Consider the following 25,366-nt stretch of genomic DNA (forward strand, 5'->3'; position numbering starts at 1 on the left):
CGCTCGACTTGCATGTATTAGGCACGCCGCCAGCGTTCGTCCTGAGCCAGGATCAAACTCTCCATAAAAGTGGTAAGCCCGAAGGCTTGGCCATTTTTAAGAATTCGCTTGGTAGCTCATTCAAAAAACTAGCTTTGCGAAACGTTAGTTTCGCGATTTATGACCATTTGACTGGTCGCTCATTGTTCAGTTTTCAAAGAACAAATTTCATGTTCTGGCTTGTTGACCCAGAATCAGATGATACCATACTTCGAAACATGTTTGCAAGTTTTATTTTTCAACTTGTTTGTGTTTCGATCACCGCATCCCGTATCTCTCAGCGGCGGAATTAGAATATATCATGGTTCGACATGATATGGCAAGTCTTTTCTGCAAATAAATTTTGAATAGGTAATCCGGAGACGCGCCAAGCGCCTCCAGACCGGCAGTAGGACTATCTATGACGCTGGATAAGATCAAGTTTTAATTGCCAAGCTTCGACACTAATATTCACGCGATACATCTCCGGATTCAACTTGCGAAGGTATTGCGGCCAGAACAACTTCAACTGCTCCTCATGATAGCTCCGAATGCCCTCTAGAGTTGGGATTGCATACACAAGCTCCCCCGATTCGAATACCGGCTGCAATAAAGGCACAGCATCGTAATCTGTAATAACCTTGTGGATGTAAGGATGAAGAGGGTCAAACAGCTCAATCGCCTCTCCCCGCTTCACGGCTTCCTCATGACGAAGTGCGATATAGTCGCCGTCAGCCATTCCGGTTTCTCGGTTAATAATGCGGTAGACTTCTTTGATCCCCGGTGTGCTTACTTTCTCGGGATTGCCTGAGATTTTGATAACGGGGACAAACTCGCCATCGCAGCCCTCACGCGCAACAAGCTTATAAACACCGCCCAGCGAAGGCTGGTCACCGGCAGTAATGAGCTGCGTGCCGACGCCCCACACATCGATACGCGCCCCTTGCGCTTTTAGATTGAAAATAATGTTCTCATCCAAGTCATTCGATGCGATGATTTGGACATAGGGGAATCCCGCTTCATCCAGCATATGTCTCGCACGCTGCGATAAATAAGCCAAGTCACCGCTGTCGAGCCGAATTGCGTTCATCCGTTTCCCTTGCTGCTCCAGCATGCGTGCGATGCTAATCGCATTCGGTACACCGCTCTTAAGCGTATCGTACGTATCCACCAGAAGCGTCACATGATCCGGAAGCACTTCCGCATATTTGCGAAAGGCTTCCTCTTCTGTTTCATGCCCTTGAACCCAAGCATGTGCATGCGTACCTTTGGTGGGAATACGAAACAACATTCCCGCTCTTAAGTTGGAGGTAGCATGGAAGCCGGCAAGATACGCAGCCCTCGCCCCCCAGATCGAAGCATCCGCCTCCTGTGCGCGCCTTGTTCCAAACTCCAGCAGACCATCTCCACCGGCAACCTGCTTAATCCGCGAAGCTTTGGTAGCGATCAACGTCTGAAAGTTAACGAAGTTCAGCATGGCCGTTTCTATAAGCTGCGCCTCGAACACTCTGGCTTCTACGCGAATCAGAGGCTCATTCGGGAAAATAATCGTTCCTTCCGGAACGGCATCCAGGTTACCGGTGAACCGGAACCCACGCAGCTCCTGCAGAAACGTCTCCTCGTAGTTCTCTTCCTGCTCTCCCAAATAAGCGATCTCTTCGTCGCCAAATTGCAGATCTCTAATATAAGCTATAACCCGCTCAAGCCCGGCAGCTACCGCATATCCATTCCCGAAGGGCAGCTTGCGGAAAAAGAGCTCAAATACCGCCTTATCATTCAATGTACCGTTCATCCAATGCGCGTACATCATATTGATCTGATATTTATCCGTATGGAGCGTCAGATTCTCGTAGTTCGACATGGAGCCTCATTCCTTCCACCAGTCATCATAAACCGTCACTGGACCGCGGCGTTTATGCTCGGTTAGTTTGTAACGCGCTTCGATTTTGCCGCTTATCTCAGCAGGTAATGTCTTGCCCTCTAAGTAGTCGTCGAGCTGCTCGTAAGTCATGCCTAATGCAACCTCGTCCGGAATGCCCGGCTTCAAATCCTCTAAATCTGCAGTCGGCTTCTTCGTATATAAGTGGACGGGACAATGCAATGCTTCTAATAATGCTCTTCCTTGACGCTTATTCAGGCCATAGATTGGCGCCATATCGCAGGCTCCGTCGCCATGCTTCGTATAAAAACCAGTTATTGCTTCAGCAGCATGATCCGTACCGAGCACGAGCAGCCCATAATGCGCCGCCAAATCATATTGCGCCTTCATACGCTCCCGCGCTTTCACATTCCCTTTATGAAAATCACCCAGCTTGTCGCCGGTCGCCGCCTCAAACTGCTCGACCGCCGCATCGACCGCCGGTTTAATATTGATCACACTCGTCCGAGTCGGTGCGATAAACCGGAGCGCATCCTGGCAATCGTCCTCATCCTGCTGCTTACCGTATGGCAATCGGATCGCAAGGAACGTGGCCTGGTTCTTGCTCGCTGGATCTGCATTATATTCGTCAACGGCCAGCTGCGCGAGCTTGCCTGCTAATGTGGAATCTTGACCGCCCGAGATGCCAAGCGCATAACCTTTGGCGCCTGTATGCTGAAGATAGGTTTTCATAAACCCAACTCTGCGCCGAATTTCTTCCTCTGCATCAATCGTCGGTTTCACCTTCAGGTGTGCGATAATTTCTTGCTGCAGCTTGTGCTCCATATTCAAAACTCTCCTTTATAGGGTGATTGGCTGATCGCCAGCTACTACTTCTGCACCGAGCGAATGCTTGAAATGCCGCAACGCCCACTCATGCCCGTGCTCATTAAAGGTTGCCACGGCATCGGCATGCACGACAATCTGATAGCCTCTATTGTAAGCATCCACCGCCGTATGCAGCACACAGATGTCCGTACAGACGCCAACCAGATGAAGCTCCGTAATCCCTCTTGCCCGAAGCTGCAGTTCTAGATCCGTTCCGCAGAAGGCGCTGTATCTCGTTTTGTCCATCCAATAAATACGGTCTTTCGCCTGCTCATAAATCTCTCGCAGTTTGCCGTAGAGCTCCCTTCCTGCGGTACCTTGGATATTGTGCGGAGGGAACAGCTTGTGCTCGGGATGGAGCGTATCATGCTCATCATGTAGATCTACTGCCATCACAACATAGTCACCTTGTTCCGCAAACTGCTTCGTTATCGCTGCGATGCGGCTCTCAATCTCAATTGCAGGCTGACCGACCGGTAGACGACCGTTCACAAAATCAACTGTGTAATCAATGACGACCAATGCTTTCATCATATCCACCTTCCTTATTTGAATTCATGGTTTTACATCATGTCGTTATGACAATATCAATCTTGTAAAAAGAATGCCTAGCTGTATATAGACAACTGAGGCACATAATCAGTGAACCGATAAAGCTGTGCTGCCCGCTGGGAGTAGCGATTCGACATCTTCAGCTCACCGTGTGAATCTCGTATTTCTTCAATAATGCCTTTGCGGCTTTGCGTCGATGTGATCTTGCGGATAAAATTGCGTTCCACGAAGTCCGGCACAACCGCTTCAATAACTTGATACAGCTCGCCGATTGTGAATTCCTCAGGTAGAAACTCTCTGGCAATTGCCGAGGTCATCATGCTGCGGCGAATATGCACAAGTGCATCCTGCAAAATCTGTTTATGATCAAATGCCAGCTCCATCTCAAGTGCCTCCTGCACGGAGAACAGTCGAACATCCGCCGCATCATCGGCAGCTCTGCGATGCTCAAGCTCCCCTTCATGCACGAGCGCGCAGAAGGCATGCGAGATCATCCATCCACGCGGGTCCCGCCCCGGCTCGCTGTAAGCATTGAAATATTCGATATGAACATTGTCGACGCCGGTTTCTTCTTGCAGCTCCCGCTTCGCGCTCTCGAGAATGGTCTCGGTATCTTTCGAGAATCCTCCCGGCAGTGCCCACTGCCCCGCGAAGGGCCAGCTTCGGCGCTGAATGAGCAGTACTTCCAATTGGCGGATCGGGAGAGACTTCTTCACCGTATTCCGCTGAGTCGAAGTAATCGTGAAAATCACGATGTCCGCAGGCGCACCATCCGGTGTTCGATATTTGCGCGGGGAATACGTCATCACTTCAGACTCGTTAGCCTCGTCAATAGGTTGGGTCAAGGTGCTCACCTGCTTTGTTTATCTTTATATTGTCATTATGACATTATTAAATAGTTTGTCAAGCGGTTTGAAGTAAATGTTATCCATGCGGCAGCCAGACTATTCGTTCCACATGCATACTAAGCCGACCAAGCTCTGAATAGTTGCTCCATTCTGTTATGCAATTTATCAATTGGGCCAATTATGATACTATTACGTTTGGCAAAATCACTATATCCGCTACTCCAGGAGGCCATCACCGTTGTCGAAGATCATACAAGTCCATGAACGGCCGTCGCTCGCGGCCAGTATTCCGCTTAGTTTGCAGCATTTATTCGCCATGTTTGGCTCCACCGTACTCGTCCCGATTCTATTCAAAGTAGATCCTGCAACGATTCTGCTAATGAACGGTATTGGCACCTTGCTCTATCTCATCCTTACGAAATTCAAAATCCCGGCTTATCTGGGGTCCAGCTTCGCTTTCCTCTCGCCGGTTTTCGTGGTGTTGAAATCCGAAGGAGGATACTCCGCGGCGCTAGGGGGCTTCATTGTAGTTGGCTTCATCTTCATGCTAGTATCCTTCATCATTAAACTGGCAGGCACGCGCTGGATCGATGTCGTGTTCCCGCCGGCGGCCATGGGCGCGATTGTTGCCGTTATCGGCCTTGAGCTCGTGCCGACTGCTGCGCAGATGGCTGGCCTAATTGCCAAGCCGGGCTCACCGGCAGAATGGTCTCCCGATGCGGCTACCTTAACGGTATCCCTCGTTACACTATGTATTGGCGTAGTCGGCTCCGTGCTTTTCCGCGGATTCATGAAGGTCATTCCGATTCTGATTTCTGTTATTGTCGGTTATGCCCTTGCTTCGATCCTTGGACTGGTTGAAGTACAAGCAACGGTAGACGCAGCTGCTTGGTTCAAAGCGCCTACCTTCTACTCACCGACGTTTGACTGGTCCAGCATCGCAATCATCGCACCGGCAGCTCTAGTAGTCATCGCCGAGCATATCGGCCATTTGATCGTAACGGGCAACATTGTCGAGAAGGATCTGACGAAAGATCCGGGCCTTTCTCGGTCGCTGCTTGGCAATGGCGTTTCTACTATTCTATCGGGCTTCGTCGGCTCAACACCCAATACGACTTACGGCGAAAATATCGGCGTAATGGCCATCAGCCGCGTTTACTCCGTGTGGGTTGTCGGCGGTGCAGCTATTATTGCGATTGTGCTTTCTTTTATCGGTAAGCTGTCCTCCTTAATTCAAACCGTTCCGGAGGCAGTCATGGGCGGCGTATCCCTGCTGCTCTTCGGCGTTATCGCAGCTTCGGGGATTCGTATGTTGGTTGAAACCAAGGTCGATTACTCGAAGCCGGCCAACTTAATGCTGACCACCATTGTGCTTGTCATCGGATTAAGCGGCGCTACGCTGAAATGGGGGAATTTCGAGCTGAAGGGCATGGCGCTTGCTACGGTTTCCGCCATTGTGCTCAGTTTGTTCTTGAAGATTATCGAAGTGTACAAGCTTGCTGAAGAATAAACAAAGAAGAGGGCGTCCGAGCGGACGTCCTTTTCTTCTTGAAGGAATGGACACACATGATGAAGTCATTCGCCTGTAAAATGCGGAGGCCGCTTCGCGCGGAAGGCTTCGAGTGCTTCCAGTCGGTCTTTGGTCGGGATGATGGCTTCGTAGGCGGAGGTTTCGAGGGCGAGGCCTGACGGGAGGTCCAGATCCAGCCCTTGGTCAATGGCCCGCTTCGCTTGGTACACGGCGAGAGGGGCATTGGCAAGGAGCTCTTCTGCAATCGACGCGCATAGCGATTGCAGTTGTTCTTCGTTCTCCGCGATGTCGGTGAGCAGACCGAGCGTATGCGCTTGTTCGGCTGTAATCCGCCGCGCCGTGAGGATCAGCTCCTTCGCGCGTGCCGGGCCGATCAGTCGCGGCAATCGCTGCGTGCCCCCGGCGCCGGGAATGATGCCGAGGCTAACCTCGGTCAGCCCCAGCCTCGCACTGTTCATGGCAAAGCGGAAATCGCAGCAAAGCGCCAGCTCCAGCCCGCCGCCGAAGGCGAGGCCGTTGATCTTAGCGATCGTCGGCTGCGGCAGCCGCTCCAGCGCGGCGAACACGGCCTTGCTGCGGATGAGACGCTGCCGGATTTGCTGCGGGTCGGTCAGCATGCTCCGCTCTTTGAGATCCGCGCCGGCGCAGAAGGCACGGCCTTCACCTTCGAGGATGACAATGCGAATCCCCCGGGTATCGGAGGCGATGTGATGCAGCTGCTCTTCAAGGGCAATAAGCATCGCTTCATTAATTGCATTCAGGCTCTCCGGGCGATTAAGCCGAATATAGCCGATATGTCCTCTTTGCTCCCATTGAATAGGCTGTTGCGATTGCGATTGCGTTGATTCCGTAGTCATGGCGCCGGACCCCCTCCTCCTTCCATCACTCTGCTTCTAAACCGGATAAACCGGGTGCTTACGCTCTGTGAAGGTAACGGTTTTGCTCGTGTACACCTCGAAGCGCTTGATCAGCTCTCTGCGCAGCGAATGAGCGGGAACGATACCATCGATGACCATGTCGGAAGCCAGCTGGTAGAGGTCGATATCTTGGCGATATTCCTCGCGTTTCGCCGCGATGAACTCGGAGCGCTGCGGCTCTTGCAGCTCCGCGATCTTGTTCGCGTACACGGCGTTGACCGCTGCTTCCGGTCCCATGACGGCGATTTGGGCCGAGGGCAGCGCCAGGCAGCAATCGGGCTCGAAGGCCGGACCGGCCATGGCATACAGGCCGGCTCCGTAAGCTTTGCGGACGATGACAGATATCTTCGGCACCGTCGCTTCCGATACGGCGGCGATCATTTTGGCTCCATGCCGAATGATGCCCGCTTGCTCCACCGCCGTGCCGACCATGAAGCCGGGCACATCGGCTAGAAATAGCAGCGGGATATGGAACGCATCACATAAGCTGATGAATTTGGCAGCTTTGTCAGCGGAGTCGTGAAACAGGATGCCGCCTTTGGTTTTCGGCTGATTCGCGATTATGCCGACCGGTTTGCCGGCGATCCTAGCTAAGCCCGTGATGAGCTCCCTAGCGAAGAGACGTTTGATTTCGAAGAACGAATGCTCGTCGATTAAACCGTCGATGAACGGATACATATCGAATGGGGTGTACTGGTTATCCGGAATAATCGAGTCGAGGGGTATTCTCAGATCTGCTGGGGGACGGGGTTCTTTGGTTGGAGGTTTCTCCGTGAAATTAGGCGGGAAGTAAGCTAAGTATTGTCTCGTCAGCGCGATCGCTTCCTCCTCGCTCTTGGCGAGTACATCTCCACAGCCCGAGACAGAGCAGTGCATGCGGGCTCCGCCGAGCTGCTCCAAAGTAGCCTTCTCCCCCGTAACCATCTCCACGATGCGAGGTGATCCAAGGTACATCGAAGCATTGCCTTCGACCATGATGACGATATCACAGAAGGCCGGGATATAAGCGCCGCCTGCCGCAGAAGGCCCGAACAAGAGACACACCTGCGGGATTTTGCCGGACAGCTTCACCTCATTGTAGAAGATTCGGCCCGCGCCACGCCGCCCCGGGTACATGAGCGCTTGATCGGTTATTCGAGCTCCTGCTGAATCGACAAGATAGAGCAGCGGCACTCGCAGCTTATCTGCCGTTTCCTGCATCCGAATGATTTTCTCAACGGTGCGTGCTCCCCATGATCCGGCCTTCACCGTGGAATCGTTGGCAATGACGCATACCGTACCACCGTGAATCTTGCCAATCGCCGTGACCACGCCATCAGCCGGCAGCCCTGCCTCGTTGCAGCTGGCGAACAAAGCATCCTCGAGCTCGAAGTCCGGATCAAACAGCAGCTTCAAGCGGTCGCGCACGAAGAGTTTGCCTTGCTCCGCATTCTTCACGTGATATTTGGAGGCGCCGCCCTTCTTGATCTCTTCCATCTGTTCCTGCAGCCTGTCATTCGCCGATTCGCGTTCAGATTCCATTGTTCTCGAAACTCCCCTCTGCTGCTGACCCTGCCAAGGTGAAACGGCGTTAACAGCCGATCTGGGCTGCAATGACGAGACGCTGAATTTCTGAGGTTCCTTCGCCGATCTCGAGCAGCTTGGCATCGCGCATGAAGCGCTCCACCTCGTACTCCTTCATATAGCCATAGCCGCCATGAATTTGCACGGCTTGATCACATACCTTCATGCACATCTCCGTTGCGAACAGCTTCGCTATCGCTGCTTCTTTCTTGAACGGCCTCCCCTGATCCTTCAGCCATGCAGCCTTATAGACCATCGTACGGGCAAGCTCAATGTTCATCGCCATGTCAGCCAGCTTGAACTGGATCGCCTGAAACGCGCTGAGCGTCCGGCCAAATTGCTTGCGCTGCTTCGCATATCGCAGCGATTTGTCGTAAGCGCCTTGGGCAATGCCTACTCCCATGGCACCAATACCTATTCGACCGCCGTCAAGAACGGCGAGAAACTGCTTAAAGCCGTTCCCTTCCTTGCCGAGCAAATTCTCCAGCGGGACCGCTACCTCCTCCAGGACGAGCTCGGTTGTGTTCGAGGCGTGAAGCCCCATTTTCTCGTAGCTGCAGTGGGTAGTGAATCCGGGTGCAGCCGTCGGTACAATAAACGCGCTGATGCCGCTCGTGCCCTTCGACCGATCGGTAACGGCTGTAAGGGCGAGATTGCGCGCATAACTGGCATTGGTGATGAAGCATTTGGAGCCGCTAATGACCCACTTATCCCCAGTTCTAACCGCAGTCGTGCGGGTTCCGCCCGCATCCGATCCGGCATCCGGTTCAGTTAACCCAAACGCGCCAAGATACTCGCCTCTGCATAGCGGTGTTAAGAAAGCAGCCTTCTGCTCCTCTGTCCCGAACAGTGCAAGTGGTGCTCCCCCGAGTGACACATGCGCTGAGTAGGTGATGCCGGTCGAAGCGCATACTCGGCTGAGCTCTTCCACCACGATTGCGAAGCTGGTTGTATCTGCCCCGCCACCGCCGTACTGTTCCGGAAAAGGAAGGCCCATCAAGCCGAGCTTGGCAAGCTTCTCGAAGACCTCTACCGGAAAATTGCCGGTGCGATCTCGATCAACAGCCCCCGGCGCCACCTCCGCATCTGCAAAATCATGAATCAAATCTCGAATCATCGCCTGCTCTTCCGTTAAGTCGAAGTTCATCGCAAGCAACCCCTCTTCTGTTCAAGTCGTGGTGGTGGGCGGCGGCAAAGTATCCGTTTCGTCGACGTCGTGCGGCTGCTGATCCTCTTCTGCTTCTGCTTCTGCTCTTGCTTCTGCTTCCTCGTCGTCGTCCATTTCAATTTCCAAGCGCATCAGATTAGCCGCATAACACTTGCCGAGGTTATCCATCCGAAGTGTGGCGGAGCCGCCTCCGCCAAGCGCAGTCCGACATACATAATTCATTGCCAGCAGATTCGGCACTACATAACGGATCACATCCCCTTCAATCATGCCGGCAAAATGCGCCTTAACCCGATCGGAAGTCAGCTCCCGCTTCAATATTTCGAACGCAGCCTCACCCGGTGCAAATACGGCAATATTGATCGTATTCCCCTTGTCGCCTGATCGCGCTTGCACCAAATGGCGAAGCTGCTTGCGTATACGTGCCATATGGGTTACACCTCCACAACCGTCACTTGCACGCCTTGCTCGATCAGCTCACGTTGAACGAGACAAGACCACATGCCGAGCAGCTCGCGCGGCTTCATCACGCCAAGGAAAGCCCCCATCGCAGGAGGTCCGCTCAGCATGAGCGGAGGAACGAGCCGGCCCAGTTTGGCCGCTTCGCCCTGGCTCTTCGTACGCATCGCTACTCGTACATAAACTTCGTTCAGCTCTTCCTGCTGCGGCTGCTTAGCAAGCGGTCCGTGTAAAGAGTTGTAACCCAAGTAGTCCGTACGAATTTCTTCGTACTTCAGACCGATTCGATCGATGTGGCTGCGAACAATCCGATCAGCCGACTGTGCTTTGGCAAGTGCGTCCGGCCACGAATACCCCCAGATCGCCTGCCCGAGCCAGCCGTCGGCGTAGCCCATTACGACTTTGAGCGTATCGGGCCTTTTGGAGCCGCGCGCACCTGAAACTTCAACCCGATTCGGGCCGGCGTCAGACAGCGTAACCCCCATTACATCCAGCACGACATCCGGTGTGACATACGCCGCCGGGTCGTGGATTTCATACAGCAGCTGTTCCTTCACGGTGTCCACGGAGACGAGTCCGCCGGTTCCCTCTGTCTTGGTCAGCATAAACGTTAAGTCCTCGCGAACTTCCGCAATCGGAAAGCCAATATGCTCAAGCGCTTCTACCGCCTGCCAATCACCGCTGAAATTGCCGCCTGACGCTTGCCCGGAGCATTCCAACAGATGCCCCATCAGCACGCCCTGTGCCAATCGATCCCAATCATCACACTCAATATTGAATTCATAAATTAACGGCGCCAGAAATAACGCCGAATCGGTCGTTCGGCCTGTAAGGATGACGTCCGCCCCCTGCTGAAGCGCCTCCACAACCGGTTCTGCGCCTAAGTAGGCATTTGCGAAGACGATGCGTTCTTGAATCAAACGAATATCTCGGCCATCCTCCATATGGGTGAGCGCCGAGCCTTGACTCATGAACTCGGGCAGCTTCGAGCGCACATCATCCCCGGTTACGACCGCTATCTTCAACCCCGTGAGGCCCAGTTCCTGCGCAATTCGTTCCGTTTCCTGCATCGCCCCGATCGGATTCATGCCACCTGCATTCGTGATGATGCGGATGCCTTGCGCCTTAGCTATCGGAAGCAGCTCTCTCATCATGCGACCAATATCAGCAGCGTAGCCCCCGGCGGGATCACGCTGCCGGTCTTTCTGAAGGATGGCAAGCGTAAGCTCAGCGAGACTGTCAAAGCAGATATACTGCACATTTCCCCGCTTGGCCGTCTCGATGGCAGGCAGAACGGAATCGCCATAGAATCCCTGTCCCGCTCCAATCCGGATCGTTTTCATTCGAACCTCCTTTCGATGATCGCAATCGATCGCGAGGTGTGCGTAATAGTATCATTGTATGGCGGGTAAAAGTAGGCTAGACATAGAAACAAATACCCCGAGCACTGGCATCAAGCCAACTCGGGGTATTCGTCATGCCAAACCAATTAACGATTCAAGATTCCTTGGAACAGCATGCTGATCATCTTCGCTGTCTCTTCACGCGTAGCAAATTGCTGCGGATCGAAGCTGCTTCCTGCACCTGCAGATGCTCTGCCGTTAATAATACCTGCTTGCTGAACAGCTGAAACGGCTTCTTTCGCATAAGCAGAAATACTCGGCTCATCGGTGAATGTCACGCTTGGCACTGTTTTCGGAAGCGTGTAATGCAAGGTTGCCGCAAGTCGAGCAATCATAGCCACCAATTGTTCTCTTGTAATCGGAGCATTCGGATTAAATACGCCTTCTGCTGCACCGCTTGTAATTCCGGTTGCCGCTGCCCATTGCACGGATTGTGCATAATAAGCATCTGCGCTTACATCGCTAAACTTACTTCCTTCATAAGTCGTCAGGTCGACCCCCGCCACTCGGGCCAGAATCAGCGTAAAGTCTGCTCTTGTCACCTGCTTCTTAGGAGCAAAGCTTCCGCCGCCTACGCCTTCCATGATCTCTCTTGCAGACAAGTAAGTGATTTGGTCTTTCGCAAAGCTGGATGCCGTATCATTATACTTCACATTGTTGCTGGCGATCGCATACGTCGAGAAATGGGTGACGGAGAAGATTAATTGACCCGTTGCCTTGTCATACTTCGCATTAGGCAGCAGCTCGATATTCCCATTATCGGCGATATAGTAAGCGATGACGGCATTGGCATCTTCGCCTGCGCCCAGTACATAGGGAATACTGATATTCACGATGCCGCCCGCAAAATCAGATACCTTCTTCCCATCTGCCACTACATTAAAATCATACACAGGATGCGAGCCAATAGCTTCAGCTACTGCCGCTTGATTGTTCTTCGTAAGAGCTGCCAGGTCAGCAGCCGACACCTTCGCTACGGATACGGTTACTTCTCCTGCGCTTGCAGCATTCGCTACTGTGGACATGGCCTTCTTATCCAGCTGCACCTGTCCAATTCCCGATTCAATAACCAGTGCATCTGCGCCGCTGCCGGAGATCTTATCCATTGCCGCTGCCGAGAAGGTTACCGCCGTCTCCTTCGCACTTGCATCTGCTGAAGCTTTGATCGCAACGATGTCTTTCACACTTGCCGGATTTGAAGCTGTCAGCTTGGACAACACTTCCTCAACCTGCTTATCCGTAACTACCGCCTTCGCTTTGCCCGAAGCATCCGTGACTGCTTTCACTTCCGTCGTTACTTTCGTTCCGTCCACAATGGGTCCAGTGGCAGGCGGCGTAGTTGGGCCGGTAATTGGACTGCTTGGCGGAGCATCTGCACTCGCAACAGTAACTGCTGCTTCGGCTACACCGTAACCATCTGCACTTAGTGCCGTAATTACAGCGGTTCCCGCTTTAATTGGCGAAACTTTACCTGTTGCATCCACCTTAGCCACCGTTTCATCCGATGATGACCAAGTCACCGTCGTAGAACCAGCTTCAACGTGTGGAACTACTGTAGCTGCCAGCTGCGAAGTCGAACCGCCAGCCTTAAGCGCGATTTCTTTGACATTCAATGTCACTTTGTCCACATTCAGCTGATACACCGTAATCATACCGCCTACTTCATTAGCGACCAGAAGAAGCGGCATTCCGCTTGGACTTGATGTTGCAGGTATAAACTCGAGACCCTCCGGGCCGATATCGCCTTGCAGCGAATTAGATTCAAAGTTACGTGTGTTTGTATAATTGACGAAAGCAGGATGCTCAGGGTCTGTCACATCATAGGCCATGATGCCGCCTACACGCTCAAGACCAATGAATGCCAATGCTTTACTGCCCACTTTACCCACTTTCACATACTCCGGCTCAGGACCTTTCTTAGGGCTGCGTTTATCGAAAGCGATCTCCTTATGATCGGAGTTGAAGTATTTCGGAAACCGTTGTGCTGTTATTTTCTCAAAATCATTTTTGCTGTCATAGACAGGTGCTAAATTGCTGGCATTCCAAATGGAGAAGGAGCGACCGCCATACAAGTAGATACCGTCAGGTCCCATATCGCTTGGTACCTCTACGCTGTCATAGGCTGTTTTGCCGCTTACCGTTTTCTCAGCTAAGAAAACAGCTGCATCGGATATCGATGTCAAGCCGGCTTTCAAGCCGCTAATCTTAGCGATATTGGTTCTGCCCGGCCACTCCGTCGCATCCCCTTCATTCGCTGTGAACAAATACGTTTCTCCACCTACGGTGTACGTATCGATTCCATCCGGCATGAACATGCCTTTAAACGGCACGTTCTCGAACTTGATCTTGCCGTCATTCACCAAATCCAGAGCGTTCTCGGCTTTGTTCAAATCCTTGTAACCAAGACCGGTTACCGCAGTTACCGTTGCGCTTGCAATATCTATAGTGGCAATCGCGTTGTTCTCTTGCAAGGACACATACGCTGTTTTCTCATCAGCAGACAATGCGATATATTCCGGCTCCAAATCATACTTTGCCGCTTCTTTCGATGCAGCCGGACCTGTAATGAGGCCTGCCTCGTTTGCAGTGCCGCGAAGATGAACGAGATCATCGATCACGCTGACATTATCGAATTTCACATGCTTGGTAACGTTATTTACGCGATCCACGATGGTAACACTGCCTTCCGGATCAGCTCCGGCCAGACGCGGCTCGGCCTCATCCGCAGTCAATACGTAATTGCCGTCATGCGTGACCTTAATCATATCCGGCTGTACGCCTGCTTCGTAGGAAGTGACATACTTGCCGTCGTAGTCAAATACGAGGATTGCTCCGTTATTCGTATACGTCTTCTCTTGAATAGCGGCGTAAACCAGATTATTCTTCAGGTCGATATCGACACTCGTAAAGTCACCGTATTCGAAGTCGGGCAAGTTCTGTTGAACGACCTCTTCGATATTGATCGAGGTCGCGTCCGCTTCCGGTTTTCCCGTGTTATCCAAGGAAACGATATCCAATGTCGCAGGATCGCTGGATCCATTAACGGAATAGAATTTATGATTCTCCGGGTTGTACTTCACGATCTCCGCAACGCCGCCATCCCCATTCGGTGCACCGGCGATAAAGGAACCCAATCTCGTCATCGTCAGCGTATCCAGAATCGGCTGATTGACAAGAAGCACATAGGATTTAGTTGTTGATTGCGGTGTCGAAGTACTGTCTGTAATGGTAACTACCACATTGTTGCTCGCAAGAGCATCGGCAGCCAGCGTTCCGGAAATGACTCCTGTAGCAGCATCAATCGTAAGACCGGCAGGCAATCCTGTTGCGCTGAAGTGATAAGGTTCTTTCCCGCCTGTCACGCTGATTTTAGCCGTATATGCGTTCGTTGCTGTTCCTTCAGCGAGCTCATTGGTGGAAACGACAAGCGGTGTCGGAACGACTCCCCACTCGCCATCGTTTCCGCTGCGAGGGCTATACGTGGCTATATCCATTGGAACGGTCATGGACCCGTACGTAATTTGAACAAAATCGTTCTTGTTATTGTCACTGTCCGCAAAATTAACACGTCTAAGCGACATGTTCTTCGAAGTGCCGCCTGTAGTGCCTACGACTCCGGTACCGACTGCCGGGCCAGTAGGGAATTCCGCCTCAAACCCGCTAATCGTACTCCCATTGTCGTTACTGCCTGTACCCAGCATATCCACATAACCTGTTGGTTTATTGACGAACGGATTCACCGAGACGTCTTTATCCAGCAAATCTTGATTGCTCATCAAGACGAGCTTCATCCCTTTATTGTGGAGCGCACGAGGGAAACTTGCATCGAAATCGCCATCTGCAATGATCACCTTGTTTACAGGAGTCGTGGTTGCATTAGCTCGAATCAAATATGATGAATGCGCATTAATCGTACCTGTTAGTTCAAGCATCTCCCAAACGCCTGTTGGATCGGTTGTGCTGCCCGATGCTGCACCACGATCGGCATATTGAATAGACCAATTGCTAAGATCCACATTGGAATCCGTAGGATTATATAGCTCGATAAAGCCATGGCTCACTGCTCCATCTTTTGAAGTACCTGCGCCAAAATACTGATTGATAATGACATGTGGAACTTGGACATTGTACCCGTTTGTATCGTACGGCGTTCCTTCAGTAACAACTGCATCCGCTGAAGCAGGCAGTACGCCAGCCAGCAGACCTGCAGCAAGCTCAGTTGAAAGCAGCAGTGCCAATAGCTGTTTATTTCTCTTCTTCAACATGTCTTCACTCCTATTATATGGTTTGTCCTAGAAATTATATGGGAGAACTGTGAAGCATCTATTAAGGCGAAATGGATGTTTTGTAAATGACAGGTAAAAAAAATAACCCCGCCAACTCAGGAACAGCCCTGAATTGCACGTGGTTATCTACTTTCATGCGTTTATTTAATTGGAAAAACACAGCTTATTTCGCTGCTTCTTTAGTCGCCTTATCCAGCATATCGTTCCAATTCGCAAATTGGGTCTCTCTGGCTACATGACGATCAAACAGCTCATCGGGAATATTGCGAATGTCCTCATGAGTCTCCACTTGGAAATTGCCCTTCTCCAGAAACTCCGAAAAGCTATTCCAGCTCGAATATTTCCCCATGAAGGAATCGTTGAACAATCGATCAAACGACAGATGTTCCGGATCTTCCTGAACGTTCTTCTGTCCTTGTAATTCCTTTAGCAACTCATCAAATGGCATTGGTTTATGCTTTCTCAGACGCTCACCCCTAAAAAGATTATTATCATTAGTATAACCATGACGATACTGATTTCTTCCTGTTTATTCAAACTCAGTATATGTGAAAGTCAGACACGGCACACTGCTACTCTACCCAGTATACAAAAGGTACCCCTAGTTTGAACACCTTTTTTCAAAGTGTCCTGTCTAAGGGTACCTCTTCTACGCTATCTGACAAGTCAAAAATTTCTATTCTTCGTTAACGGATTCTGCGTACTTCTTAAAGTTATCCATAATCGCCTGCCAGCCTGCTTGCTGCATTTCGACAGCGTTCATCGTTTCCGTCTCGAACGTTTCGATGACTTTCGTCTCGTTATCTTGGCTGATGAATGTGATCGAAACTTCTCTGCCATCGCCTAATGTATAGGCAATGAACTCGTTGATCCGCACCTCATCATAAACGCCGCCAAATTCGAATTCGAAGCTGCCATCTTTCGCGGCCATCTTGGAAGTGAAGGATCCGCCAACTCGTAAATCATTCTCGGAGAATGGCGTGTGCCAGTCATCAGAGGCGTTATTCCATTGGGTGATATGCGCCGGCTCGGTCCAGAATTTCCAAACTTTCTCCACGGGTAATTGCACGACTGTTTGCACGGTTACTTTCTCAGCACCTGTTCCCATTTCAAGACCGCCTCTACTCGTATAGTAACTGCTAACAAGCACATTTTACCAGAACATTCATCCTTCCTCAACGCCTCGCCACATTACGCGTGAATCTTCACTTTCGTGCCTGTCGGAACCGTGCTGAACAACCATTCTACATCTTTATTCAGCATCCGGATGCAGCCGGCGCTGGCATTCGTTCCGATGGAAGAAGGCGCATTCGTACCATGAATGCCGTATTTCGTTCCTTGCGTATTCGGCACGCTCAGTCCAAGCCACCGGCTGCCCAGCGGGTTCTTCGGATCGCCGCCCGGGATTTCTTTGGCCATGTACCACGGATTCTTGATCTTCGTAATAATCTCGAAGCTCCCGGTCGGCGTTGCCCCTTTCTTCCTCCCGCTTGCAATATCGAAGCTCTTCTCAACCGCTCCGCCCGCGATGACATATAACTTGTTTCGTGTAATGTCGATCTCAATGGAGACTAACTTAGTGGAGGTGGAAGTTGAGGTGGGGGGAGTCACCGCAGCAGTCTCCCCCGGGCCTGCGATGCCCGCGCAGTCCTCGATCGAATAGAACGGATTCGGAATTTGCACAATCTGCCCCGCTTTGATCGAGGCTGATGCTGCTCCGATGCCGTTCACCTTCGCAATCATTTGCTGATAGTCCTGCGCTTTATAATATTTGGTCGAAAGGCTGTACAAGGTATCGCCCTTATGCACCGTATATTTCAGTTCGCCTGCAGGCAGCGGCACGCGTAAATCCATATCTGCTTTCAAATCCGCTTCCGTCATGTGATTGTACGCCATTAATGCGTTCATGTAGTAGATGCGGTTGAAATAGTGATTCGTAATCGCGTACAAGGTATCGCCTTGTTTGACTGTATATTGATCCAGAACAAGCGGGTTCGACAATCTCAGTGCCGTCCCTGCTTTCAAGCTCACCTTCGGATCCAGCCCATTCGTTCTTGCAACCTGCTCATAATCGCCGGTCAGATAAAACTTCTTCGCAATGCCGTATAACGTATCGCCGGGCTTGATGCTGTACGAAACACTACTAAAGGATTCTGTTTCTGTGTATCCCTGCGCGTTCGTCATTACAGGAAAGCTTGTACATAAGACCACCAACAACACTATACTTAAGACCCACTTCGATTGCCTACTCAACGATGATCACACCTTCTGCCGTAATAATTTGCGGCTCAGATGATTCGTCATCATTCGTCAGGAATCCTTTTTATTTCATGTCGATTTTTGAAAAATAATCCAATCGTAGGAGAGCGGGGAAGAAGCTCAGTCGCAGTGGGTTCTTGAGCACCAACCTGCTTCTCCTTTTGCCCGGTTATCTGAGAGGAATAAAGTCCCAGCTGGATGTGTCGGCTTTAAACCACCGTATCGTTGGCAGTGAAGAGCCATTGATCGAGCCACCCGAACGCATCCTCTTGCATCTGATTATCGAATTTATGGGGCCCCGGGTAGAACAGACCGCGATAACGATCACCGGCCCCCATTTTCTCATAAATCGCCTTTAGCTTCCGGTCGCTCTCTTCTTGTCCTTCTAGGGTCCATAAAGGATCGTCGATATCATATTGCACCATTACGGCATTCGGACCGCTTAAGGAGATGATGTCCGGCATATCCAGATAGGAGGATAAATGCGGGACATGCATCATCCACGTATGCCGCTGAATGCGATGGGCTACAACTTCACGGTTCGTGGACATGAAACCTATGCAAACCGAGCATTTAATTCGATCATCCAATCCCGCGAGGAAAATCGTCCTTAAGCCGCCTCCGGACAATCCGCCGCACCCGATTCGATCGCCGTCTACCTCTGGCCTTGTCAACAAATAATCGACCGCCCGTCGATCCTCATAAGCCATGATGCCCGTCCACGTGGTGCCTGCAAGAAATAACGTTTTGGCTACCATGGATTCGTGCTCGCCCGCAAACTGATTGTAGGCTTCAATATAAGCTCTGGAGCCCGGCTCTGCATTCAGCACAGGCTGCACATATTCTTTCGTGACACTCTCTGCGTCCAGCTTCCTTGATCCCCATAGGAAAACATCCGGCACAAAAACAACATAGCCCCGTTTAGCCAGCTTGGTCGCCCATGAACTGCCTTCATAAGCGGCCTGCTTGAATTCTGTCATGATTTCTAGCTCATCATCCAGCTCCACCAGCTTCTCTTTGCCGAAGTACTTGAACCCACCATGATCATGAAGGGCCACGACAGCCGGCAACTTGCCTTCCCGTTCAGACGGATACAGCAGAATGCCCTCCGTTCTTGGGCCAAACGGCTGCTCGTAACTAACATGCTCCACGACTAGGCCATCCTTCACGTACGAGCGATCCACGCTTGCTTGCATGGGACATGCATCGGCCTGATAGGAGAGCAGCTCCATCACCTTCGCCTTTGTCGTCGTTCTCCAACTCTCGATGTCATCCCCCTCATACGCTAGAAAAGAAAGCGGAAACGAGCATTTCTCCATGGCATTCATGGCCAGTGGTAAATAATTGCCGAATAGACTCTTCATGTCGGATTCTCCCTTCCATACTTAGACAGCCTTGATCTGTTAAAGATTCGCAGCAGCGGGATGGACAACAACAGCGAAGCAACACCAGCTAAGAGGAATGGCATCGAAATCATACCCGTAGCCATGTAGCCTGCTATGGAGATTGCCCCTCCGCCTTTGAGCGCTACCTCTCGGGAAACCAGGCACCCGGGGAGGTTATGCGTTCTTTTGCTTTCTTGAACGAAATTCGCGAAGATCGGAATGGTGAAGAACGGGACCAGAAATCCGCCCGCCGCGGACAAGGTAAATACACTAACCGGTGCCATCGCATACGGCCGCATGATCCAAATAATTGCATAAGCAAGCAATGGCAGGAGTGCCGGCAGCAGCCATTTGCGCACATCCGTCAACTTGCCAATCACTAGATTAGCGGCTAGTACGCCAAATTGAATAAACACGGCTACAAAACCAACATCGATGAAAGCTGCGGAGACGGTGAACACATACAAGGACCAGAAGATGTCGGCCGTATCACTGAAGCCAGACAATACCGATGAAACCAGATAAATTCGGATGGCGGCAAATGTAGATTGGGGCTGGGGCTCCGCTGATTCCAATGCTGCCTCCGAAGCAGTGGACATCAATGGCGTTTCATCCCTATTTTGCAAGTATGAAACTAGCAGCACGATAATCGATACAACGAAGAAGGTAATCGCGATCGTCGATACCGCTTCAATGCCGAAATAAGTCAGCACGATTCCGCTTATGCCGGGTCCGATGATTTTGCCTGCAACCGATGCGGCGCGGAAGCGTCCCGTAGCTTTCCCCACTGCTTTGCCGGACGAAGCGGCGAATAGATAGTTCAACGGAACCCAATAGAACGCATTGGCACAGGCTGTCGATGCGATCAAACCATACAAGAGCAGGCTGCCATGTCCCGCTACTAATAAATACTGAGTAGCTAGTACGGGGATAAGTCGAAGCAAAATGAACACAACCGGTTTTGCCGTCATATACCGGCCTAACATCATGTTGAGCAGGGACTGAACGATATAATAGCCGCCTAAGTAGGCCGCCGCATAACCGATCGAGCCCAGCTCTTTGTAAATTAAGATAGGAATAAAAACTTTGAGCAAGCTGTCCGCAAGCTCGTTCATAACTCTGTGGACCAGTAAGATCTTGGGGTTTATCGTTCTCAAGCGACTCTCTCCGATGCATGTACTCTCTAGTTATACTGTTATTATAAAGAACCTAATTCCAGTTTAGTAGTTCATAGTCACAATAAAAAAGGTGACACAGGGTTTATCCCTGTGCCACCGCTATGACCGCTCGCACACCTCTCGCCGCGCAAAGCTAACGAACCGTTCGTCAGAGCATCGCTCGTTAGAATTTTTTTGGCGCTATTTTCAGGCAAATAAGCCCTGTACGGTTCGTTAGCGCATCCCGGCTTCCGACATCCGACTTCCGGCAACTCGCGCAGCTCGCACACCGCAACTGGCTAGCGTAAGCGTTCACTCATACACTAAGCACGATTCAATGCATCAAGCTCGGCCGTTACGGACTCGATCATCGTGACGAAAGCTGCCAGCTCCTGCGAGCTGGCCGCTTGGTCGCGCGCGATTTTGACCGTTTCATCGCTGCCGCTCTGCACCTCGCCTAATATCTTGCCAATATTGGACAGCTTCTCTTGAATCGTCTTCAACGATTCCTTCGAGTGGCTGGCCAGCTTACGGATCTCATTCGCAACCACCTCGAACCCACGCCCGCTGTCGCCCGCGCGCGCCGCTTCTATCGCAGCGTTTAAGCCGAGCAGATGAGTTTGGTCGGATATTTCCCGAATCATGGCGCCCATAAGGTGAATCTCTTGGATTTCCCCCTGCAGCACTTCCACGTTTCTGTGCGATTTCTCCTGAAGCTCCGAAGTGAACGAAGCGGATGCGGCAACCGATTGCGTGCTGCTCCTCAGCTCAACCATCATCGAAGCTAACTCTTGTACAGCCGCGCTGATTTTCTGAAGCATCTGCTGTCTTTCATCGGCCATTCGCTGGATGATCGCCTTCTCGTCCATTTCATACGCTTCCAACACGAGCTGGGAGTCGAAATTAAACATTTTGCTAAGCGCGAAAATAATAGCTGTCCACTGATCCGGAGCTGCCGCTCTCATATGCTTGGTTGCAATATCGAGATACAGCATATAGGTACCGAGGTACCAGGTCGTCGTCAAACCGATCCGCGAATGCACATTGCCGATGAACAGTCGGCGCTTGATGAACTCTTCATCGATGCTGCCTTCCGTCATCGTTTGGAAATACCAAATTTGCGTTCCCTTCAATCGGTCGACTGTGCTGTGCTTGTTAATAATCTCAACCAACTCGGGCTGTGTGAGTACTCGGTCATATAATTCGTCCACGACGGATTCCGTAATTTGCTTAAAGATGCCGGCTTGCGATTGAAGCAGTTGAAGATCCTCTTCCGTAATGCCTATGTAATCGATTTGCTTTCTTCGTTCAGGGCTAACATTGATCATCATGATCTCTCCTCATTGTTGGAAAAAAAACCTACATGTGCAACTCCCCTATATTCTAACGATAAGCGGCATGACCGTGTATCGGGATATTCCCTGATAAACAGGCTTGAAAACCCTGAATTTCAGGGACGCCGCTCCGGGACTTCCTTCATTTTCTCGCGGTATCTTGTTAAGATGAGAGAATTAGTCCGGTTGATAGAGAAAGCCAGAGGGAGGAACCTCTTATGATTCGCATATTCATCGTGGACGATCATGTTATCGTCCGGTCGGGGCTGAGGTCTCTACTGGATGGAAAACATGACATGTGTATAGTCGGTGATGCAGCAGACGGGAACGAAGCCATTCGTCTCGCACAGGAGCTGAAGCCGGATGTGGTGTTAATGGATCTAAGCATGCCTCACGGCAAAGATGGCATGACCGCAACTAGAGAGTTGAAGGCGCTACTGCCGGAAACCTATGTCCTTATTCTTACGATGCATGACGATGGCGAATATTTATTCCGTGCGATACATGCCGGCGCCTCCGGTTATATTTTGAAGAGCGCTCCGTACGAAGAGTTAATTACCGCGATACAGACGATTGCTGAAGGGAACGCCTACTTATATCCGACCGCTACGAAACGACTGATGAATGAGTACTTGGAGAAGCTGCGGCAAGGCGAAAATACGGGGAGCTATGCTTCGTTGTCCGACCGTGAGCAGGAAGTATTAGTCGGGATTGCCAAGGGCTACTCGAACAAAGAACTCGCCGAGCAGCTTGTGATCAGTGTCAAAACAATCGAAACGCACAAAAGCAACCTGATGGACAAGCTTGGGCTGCGCACACGGCCTGACTTGGTTCGCTATGCCGTGGAGAGGGGACTGTTAAGCTATGAATAGCAGGCACTCTTACCCGGAAGTGATCGGGCAAAAGGTGAACTCTCTTCTGGCACGCCTCGATGATCATATAACCGAGCCTGCGTTCCGTGAAGATTTGCATCAAATGCTGAAGCAGCTGACTGACGTGAAGCTGGCACTCGATGAATCCTCCATTGTCGTCGTTACCGATCATCATGGGATTATTCAATATGTGAACGATAAGTTCTGCGAAGTCTCCCAGTATTCACGCGACGAATTGATCGGCAAGGATCACCGCATTATTAACTCGGGGTTCCACGGCAAAGCGTTCTTCGAGGAGTTATGGCAGACCATTCAATCCGGCCGGGTATGGCGCGGAGAGATCCGAAATCGGGCGAAGGACGGCAGTATTTATTGGGTAAACACGACCATCATGCCTTTTCTTGATAACGATGGGCTTCCCTATCAATATTTGGCCATTCGCAACGAGGTTACACAGCTGAAGAAGGTCGAAGAGGAGCTTCAGGAGATGATGAAGCGCGTGATGCACATTCAAGAGACGGAGCGGCAGCGTTTCTCGAGGGAGCTGCATGACGGCATTGGGCAAAGCTTGTTCGGGCTTGTTATCCAGTTGGACCAGCTGATTGGGGAACAGCTAATCGATCAGTCCAAGTTGTCGACGATTCGGCAATCGGTCTCGACAATTATCGAAGAAGTGCGAAGCCTCGCTTGGGATTTACGCCCTTCTGTGCTCGATGATTTAGGCGTCATACCTGCACTTCGCACCTATATCGAAAATTACAAGCAGCATTACGATATCCGAGTACAACTCACCTGTACGCTGCGCACTCGTCTGGACCCGCGAATCGAGACTGCTCTGTATCGCATTGTTCAGGAGGCGCTGACTAACGTGGCCAAATACGCCGCGGTGTCCGATGCTGCAGTAGATGTGTCGGAGTCGGAGGAGCATGTTTATATTCGAATTATGGATCGTGGGAAAGGGTTTGTCCCGAACTTGAACCGGCAGGGCGTCGGACTCTTCAGCATGGAAGAGCGCGCTCGCGGTATTGGCGGACAACTTGAGGTGGTATCTGCCCAGGGGGAAGGGACTACGATTACGTTGACGGCGCCGAAGAGGTTGTAGGCCGACTCCAACCTGTAACGGTTGTGAGAGTGGTTATTGGGTCAAAAAAACCTGTTTTTATTTTCTTACGGTTGTGAGCGAGCTTATTTGGACATGATCTGGTAGAAATCAACCATTATGCCGTGAATAACGCCGCTCGCAACCGTTAGAATTATAGAAGCCATTCATTTCATGAAATAGCCACGCTGACAACCGTTAAAATCCAATAGGCAATAACGGAACTACGCTGTAAACAGTAAACAGCCGCTCCTCCAACTTATTCCGCAAAAAACTGCGCAGCCTTCGCACGATGCTCTTCCGTGATATGAATGTTGATCGCTTTATAGGCAACAAATACCGCAGCACCATCATCTGCAAAACCTGCAACGGGAATAAAGTCAGGAATGACATCGACCGGTAGAATGAAGTATGCCAATGCGCTGATAGCCGTCACTTTCGCAGCTGTCGGTGTAGCCGGGTCCATGGCGCAATAGTACATCGATACGGCTTCGTGGGAGAATGGAACTTTTGCCGCATATTTTTTGACTTTGGACCAGAAGCCTTTATTTACATATTTCACTTGCTCTTCATGATCACCAATTTTGGAAGTATACTTGTCTGTTTCGACTTCTTCATTCGCAACGCCGGATGGAGCTGTCTCTACTGCAGCCGCAATCTCATCATCGGAGAATGCCGCCGGAATCACATCATTTTCGACTAGCTTCTCCTTACATGCGCCACAAAGAGCAGATTTCACTTTTTGTGCATCTACCTGGTTTTTCTGACCACAATTCGAGCATTCAATGATTGCTAGCATGTTAGTTCCTCCATGGAATAGAAAATTTTAGGATAGCGACTATAGCACTATGCATTCGACAATAATCCACATTATTCCTTTAATTCTCATAAGACATTTTAACTTCATGAAATATAAATGACCTCTGCCATGTGCCACATATGCAGAGGTCATCTATTTATTTAATTGAACTCCCAGCAGTTCAAGCTTAACGTGCCCAGCTGGTAGCTGCGATGCAGCAGCTTCGCTTGCCTGTTGCTGTCGCCGGCTCCCATTGCAAGAAGCAGCGGAATGAAATGCTCATTCGTCGGAACGGCTTCCTTGGCATAAGGAGCTAGTGTCTCGTAATTGAACAACGCTTCTAGGTCCCAGTTCTCCAGCTTATCTTGAATCCACTTGTCGAAGGTGACAGCCCATTCCTCCGGTGTATTTCCTCCGCGCCAATTCAACATCCGCAGATTATGAACGATCCCCCCGCTGCCAAGGACCAGAATGTCTTGCTCCCGCAGCGCTGCCAAAGCTTTCCCGATTTGATACTGCTGCTCATTGGACAGATACCGGTTGACGGACAAGGCTATAACCGGAATATCCGAGGCCGGATACATCAGCTTCAGCACCGCCCATGCCCCATGATCCAGCCCTCTCTCCGAATCCATGACGCTCGGAATGCCATTCTTCTCGAATAGCTGCTGGATCTCCTCGCTGATCGCAAGATCACCAAGAGCCGGGTAAGTGATCTTGTATAGTTCATCTTGAAAACCGGAAAAATCATAAATAGTGGAGTACGTATCCACGGTACTGACCGTTTGCGTCCTGTTCTCCCAATGCGCCGAGAAAATCACGATAGCTCTTGGTTTGGATGGCAGCGCAGCGGCAAACTGCTTCAGAAACTCGGTATAGTCATGCTGTTCGAGTACAAGAGACGGTGCTCCATGAGCAATGAAATAAGATGGCAGCATAATGGTTGTTCACTCCCTCGATTGATTTGATT

At 51.0% G+C, this 25,366-nt stretch carries 21 protein-coding genes and 1 rRNA gene; 3 read left to right on the forward strand and 19 right to left on the reverse strand.

Annotated features, from left to right (window positions below):
- The 5 genes from AC0YN4_RS31525 to AC0YN4_RS31545 form a co-directional block, all read right to left on the reverse strand.
- Window positions 1–68 (reverse strand): 16S ribosomal RNA (locus tag AC0YN4_RS31525); the annotation flags it as partial.
- A gap of 365 nt (window positions 69–433) precedes the next feature.
- Complete coding sequence (locus AC0YN4_RS31530) at window positions 434–1,879, reverse strand: nicotinate phosphoribosyltransferase (RefSeq protein WP_475837612.1); 1,446 nt, start codon at window positions 1,877–1,879, stop codon at window positions 434–436.
- Window positions 1,880–1,885: 6 nt separating this feature from the next.
- Window positions 1,886–2,710, reverse strand: a complete 825-nt coding sequence (gene nadE, locus AC0YN4_RS31535) for an ammonia-dependent NAD(+) synthetase (protein ID WP_475784791.1) — start codon at window positions 2,708–2,710, stop codon at window positions 1,886–1,888.
- Window positions 2,711–2,737: 27 nt separating this feature from the next.
- Complete coding sequence (locus tag AC0YN4_RS31540; RefSeq protein ID WP_475837633.1) at window positions 2,738–3,295, reverse strand: cysteine hydrolase family protein; 558 nt, start codon at window positions 3,293–3,295, stop codon at window positions 2,738–2,740.
- Between the two features lie 77 nt (window positions 3,296–3,372).
- A complete protein-coding gene (locus tag AC0YN4_RS31545; RefSeq protein WP_475837634.1) occupies window positions 3,373–4,122 on the reverse strand; it encodes an NUDIX domain-containing protein in 750 nt (249 codons plus the stop codon).
- 280 nt (window positions 4,123–4,402) lie between these two features.
- Here AC0YN4_RS31545 and uraA point away from each other — a divergent pair, with 280 nt between their 5' ends.
- Window positions 4,403–5,674: a uracil permease gene (gene uraA, locus AC0YN4_RS31550; RefSeq protein ID WP_475837613.1), complete on the forward strand. Its 1,272-nt coding sequence runs from the start codon at window positions 4,403–4,405 to the stop codon at window positions 5,672–5,674.
- A 65-nt stretch (window positions 5,675–5,739) separates the two neighbouring features.
- Here the strand turns inward: uraA and AC0YN4_RS31555 are convergent, their stop codons facing one another.
- From AC0YN4_RS31555 to AC0YN4_RS31610, 12 genes are all read right to left on the reverse strand, one after another.
- The gene (locus AC0YN4_RS31555) at window positions 5,740–6,552 is read right to left on the reverse strand and encodes an enoyl-CoA hydratase-related protein (RefSeq protein ID WP_475837614.1); all 813 of its coding nucleotides are present in this window, start codon (window positions 6,550–6,552) and stop codon (window positions 5,740–5,742) included.
- 36 nt (window positions 6,553–6,588) lie between these two features.
- Window positions 6,589–8,133 (reverse strand): acyl-CoA carboxylase subunit beta, encoded by a 1,545-nt coding sequence (locus AC0YN4_RS31560; RefSeq protein WP_475837615.1) that lies wholly within the window; start codon window positions 8,131–8,133, stop codon window positions 6,589–6,591.
- Window positions 8,134–8,182: 49 nt separating this feature from the next.
- Complete coding sequence (locus AC0YN4_RS31565; RefSeq protein ID WP_475837616.1) at window positions 8,183–9,322, reverse strand: acyl-CoA dehydrogenase family protein; 1,140 nt, start codon at window positions 9,320–9,322, stop codon at window positions 8,183–8,185.
- A gap of 21 nt (window positions 9,323–9,343) precedes the next feature.
- Complete coding sequence (locus tag AC0YN4_RS31570; RefSeq protein ID WP_475837617.1) at window positions 9,344–9,772, reverse strand: AtuA-related protein; 429 nt, start codon at window positions 9,770–9,772, stop codon at window positions 9,344–9,346.
- Window positions 9,773–9,777: 5 nt separating this feature from the next.
- On the reverse strand, window positions 9,778–11,145 hold the full coding sequence (locus AC0YN4_RS31575) for an acyclic terpene utilization AtuA family protein (protein WP_475837618.1): 1,368 nt from the start codon (window positions 11,143–11,145) through the stop codon (window positions 9,778–9,780).
- Between the two features lie 146 nt (window positions 11,146–11,291).
- Window positions 11,292–15,470 (reverse strand): choice-of-anchor I family protein, encoded by a 4,179-nt coding sequence (locus AC0YN4_RS31580; protein ID WP_475837619.1) that lies wholly within the window; start codon window positions 15,468–15,470, stop codon window positions 11,292–11,294.
- A gap of 184 nt (window positions 15,471–15,654) precedes the next feature.
- Entirely contained in the window at window positions 15,655–15,939 is a 285-nt protein-coding gene (locus tag AC0YN4_RS31585; RefSeq protein WP_475784773.1) for a hypothetical protein, read from the reverse strand.
- Between the two features lie 228 nt (window positions 15,940–16,167).
- On the reverse strand, window positions 16,168–16,599 hold the full coding sequence (locus AC0YN4_RS31590) for an SRPBCC family protein (RefSeq protein ID WP_475784774.1): 432 nt from the start codon (window positions 16,597–16,599) through the stop codon (window positions 16,168–16,170).
- 83 nt (window positions 16,600–16,682) lie between these two features.
- Window positions 16,683–17,675: a L,D-transpeptidase family protein gene (locus tag AC0YN4_RS31595; RefSeq protein WP_475837620.1), complete on the reverse strand. Its 993-nt coding sequence runs from the start codon at window positions 17,673–17,675 to the stop codon at window positions 16,683–16,685.
- A gap of 284 nt (window positions 17,676–17,959) precedes the next feature.
- Window positions 17,960–19,114, reverse strand: coding sequence for a dienelactone hydrolase family protein (locus AC0YN4_RS31600; protein ID WP_475837621.1), 1,155 nt, complete (start codon window positions 19,112–19,114; stop codon window positions 17,960–17,962).
- The gene (locus tag AC0YN4_RS31605) at window positions 19,111–20,250 is read right to left on the reverse strand and encodes an MFS transporter (RefSeq protein WP_475837622.1); all 1,140 of its coding nucleotides are present in this window, start codon (window positions 20,248–20,250) and stop codon (window positions 19,111–19,113) included. The genes AC0YN4_RS31600 and AC0YN4_RS31605 overlap by 4 nt, the downstream gene beginning before the upstream one ends.
- A 365-nt stretch (window positions 20,251–20,615) precedes the next feature.
- Window positions 20,616–21,623: a protoglobin domain-containing protein gene (locus AC0YN4_RS31610; RefSeq protein WP_475837623.1), complete on the reverse strand. Its 1,008-nt coding sequence runs from the start codon at window positions 21,621–21,623 to the stop codon at window positions 20,616–20,618.
- A 221-nt stretch (window positions 21,624–21,844) separates the two neighbouring features.
- Between AC0YN4_RS31610 and AC0YN4_RS31615 the strand changes: the two genes are divergently transcribed.
- Window positions 21,845–22,498, forward strand: a complete 654-nt coding sequence (locus tag AC0YN4_RS31615; RefSeq protein WP_475837624.1) for a response regulator transcription factor — start codon at window positions 21,845–21,847, stop codon at window positions 22,496–22,498.
- Window positions 22,491–23,600 carry a PAS domain-containing sensor histidine kinase gene (locus AC0YN4_RS31620; RefSeq protein WP_475837625.1) on the forward strand — a complete coding sequence of 370 codons (1,110 nt, stop codon included), beginning with the start codon at window positions 22,491–22,493 and terminating at the stop codon, window positions 23,598–23,600. The genes AC0YN4_RS31615 and AC0YN4_RS31620 overlap by 8 nt, the downstream gene beginning before the upstream one ends.
- Before the next feature lie 256 nt (window positions 23,601–23,856).
- Here AC0YN4_RS31620 and AC0YN4_RS31625 read toward each other — a convergent pair whose 3' ends face one another.
- Together AC0YN4_RS31625 and AC0YN4_RS31630 are read right to left on the reverse strand one after the other, a co-directional pair.
- Window positions 23,857–24,396, reverse strand: coding sequence for a YkvA family protein (locus tag AC0YN4_RS31625; protein WP_475837626.1), 540 nt, complete (start codon window positions 24,394–24,396; stop codon window positions 23,857–23,859).
- A 161-nt stretch (window positions 24,397–24,557) separates the two neighbouring features.
- On the reverse strand, window positions 24,558–25,334 hold the full coding sequence (locus AC0YN4_RS31630) for a DODA-type extradiol aromatic ring-opening family dioxygenase (protein ID WP_475837627.1): 777 nt from the start codon (window positions 25,332–25,334) through the stop codon (window positions 24,558–24,560).
- Between the last annotated feature and the right edge of the window lie 32 nt (window positions 25,335–25,366).

The sequence above is a fragment of the Paenibacillus sp. J22R3 genome, from assembly GCF_056269305.1.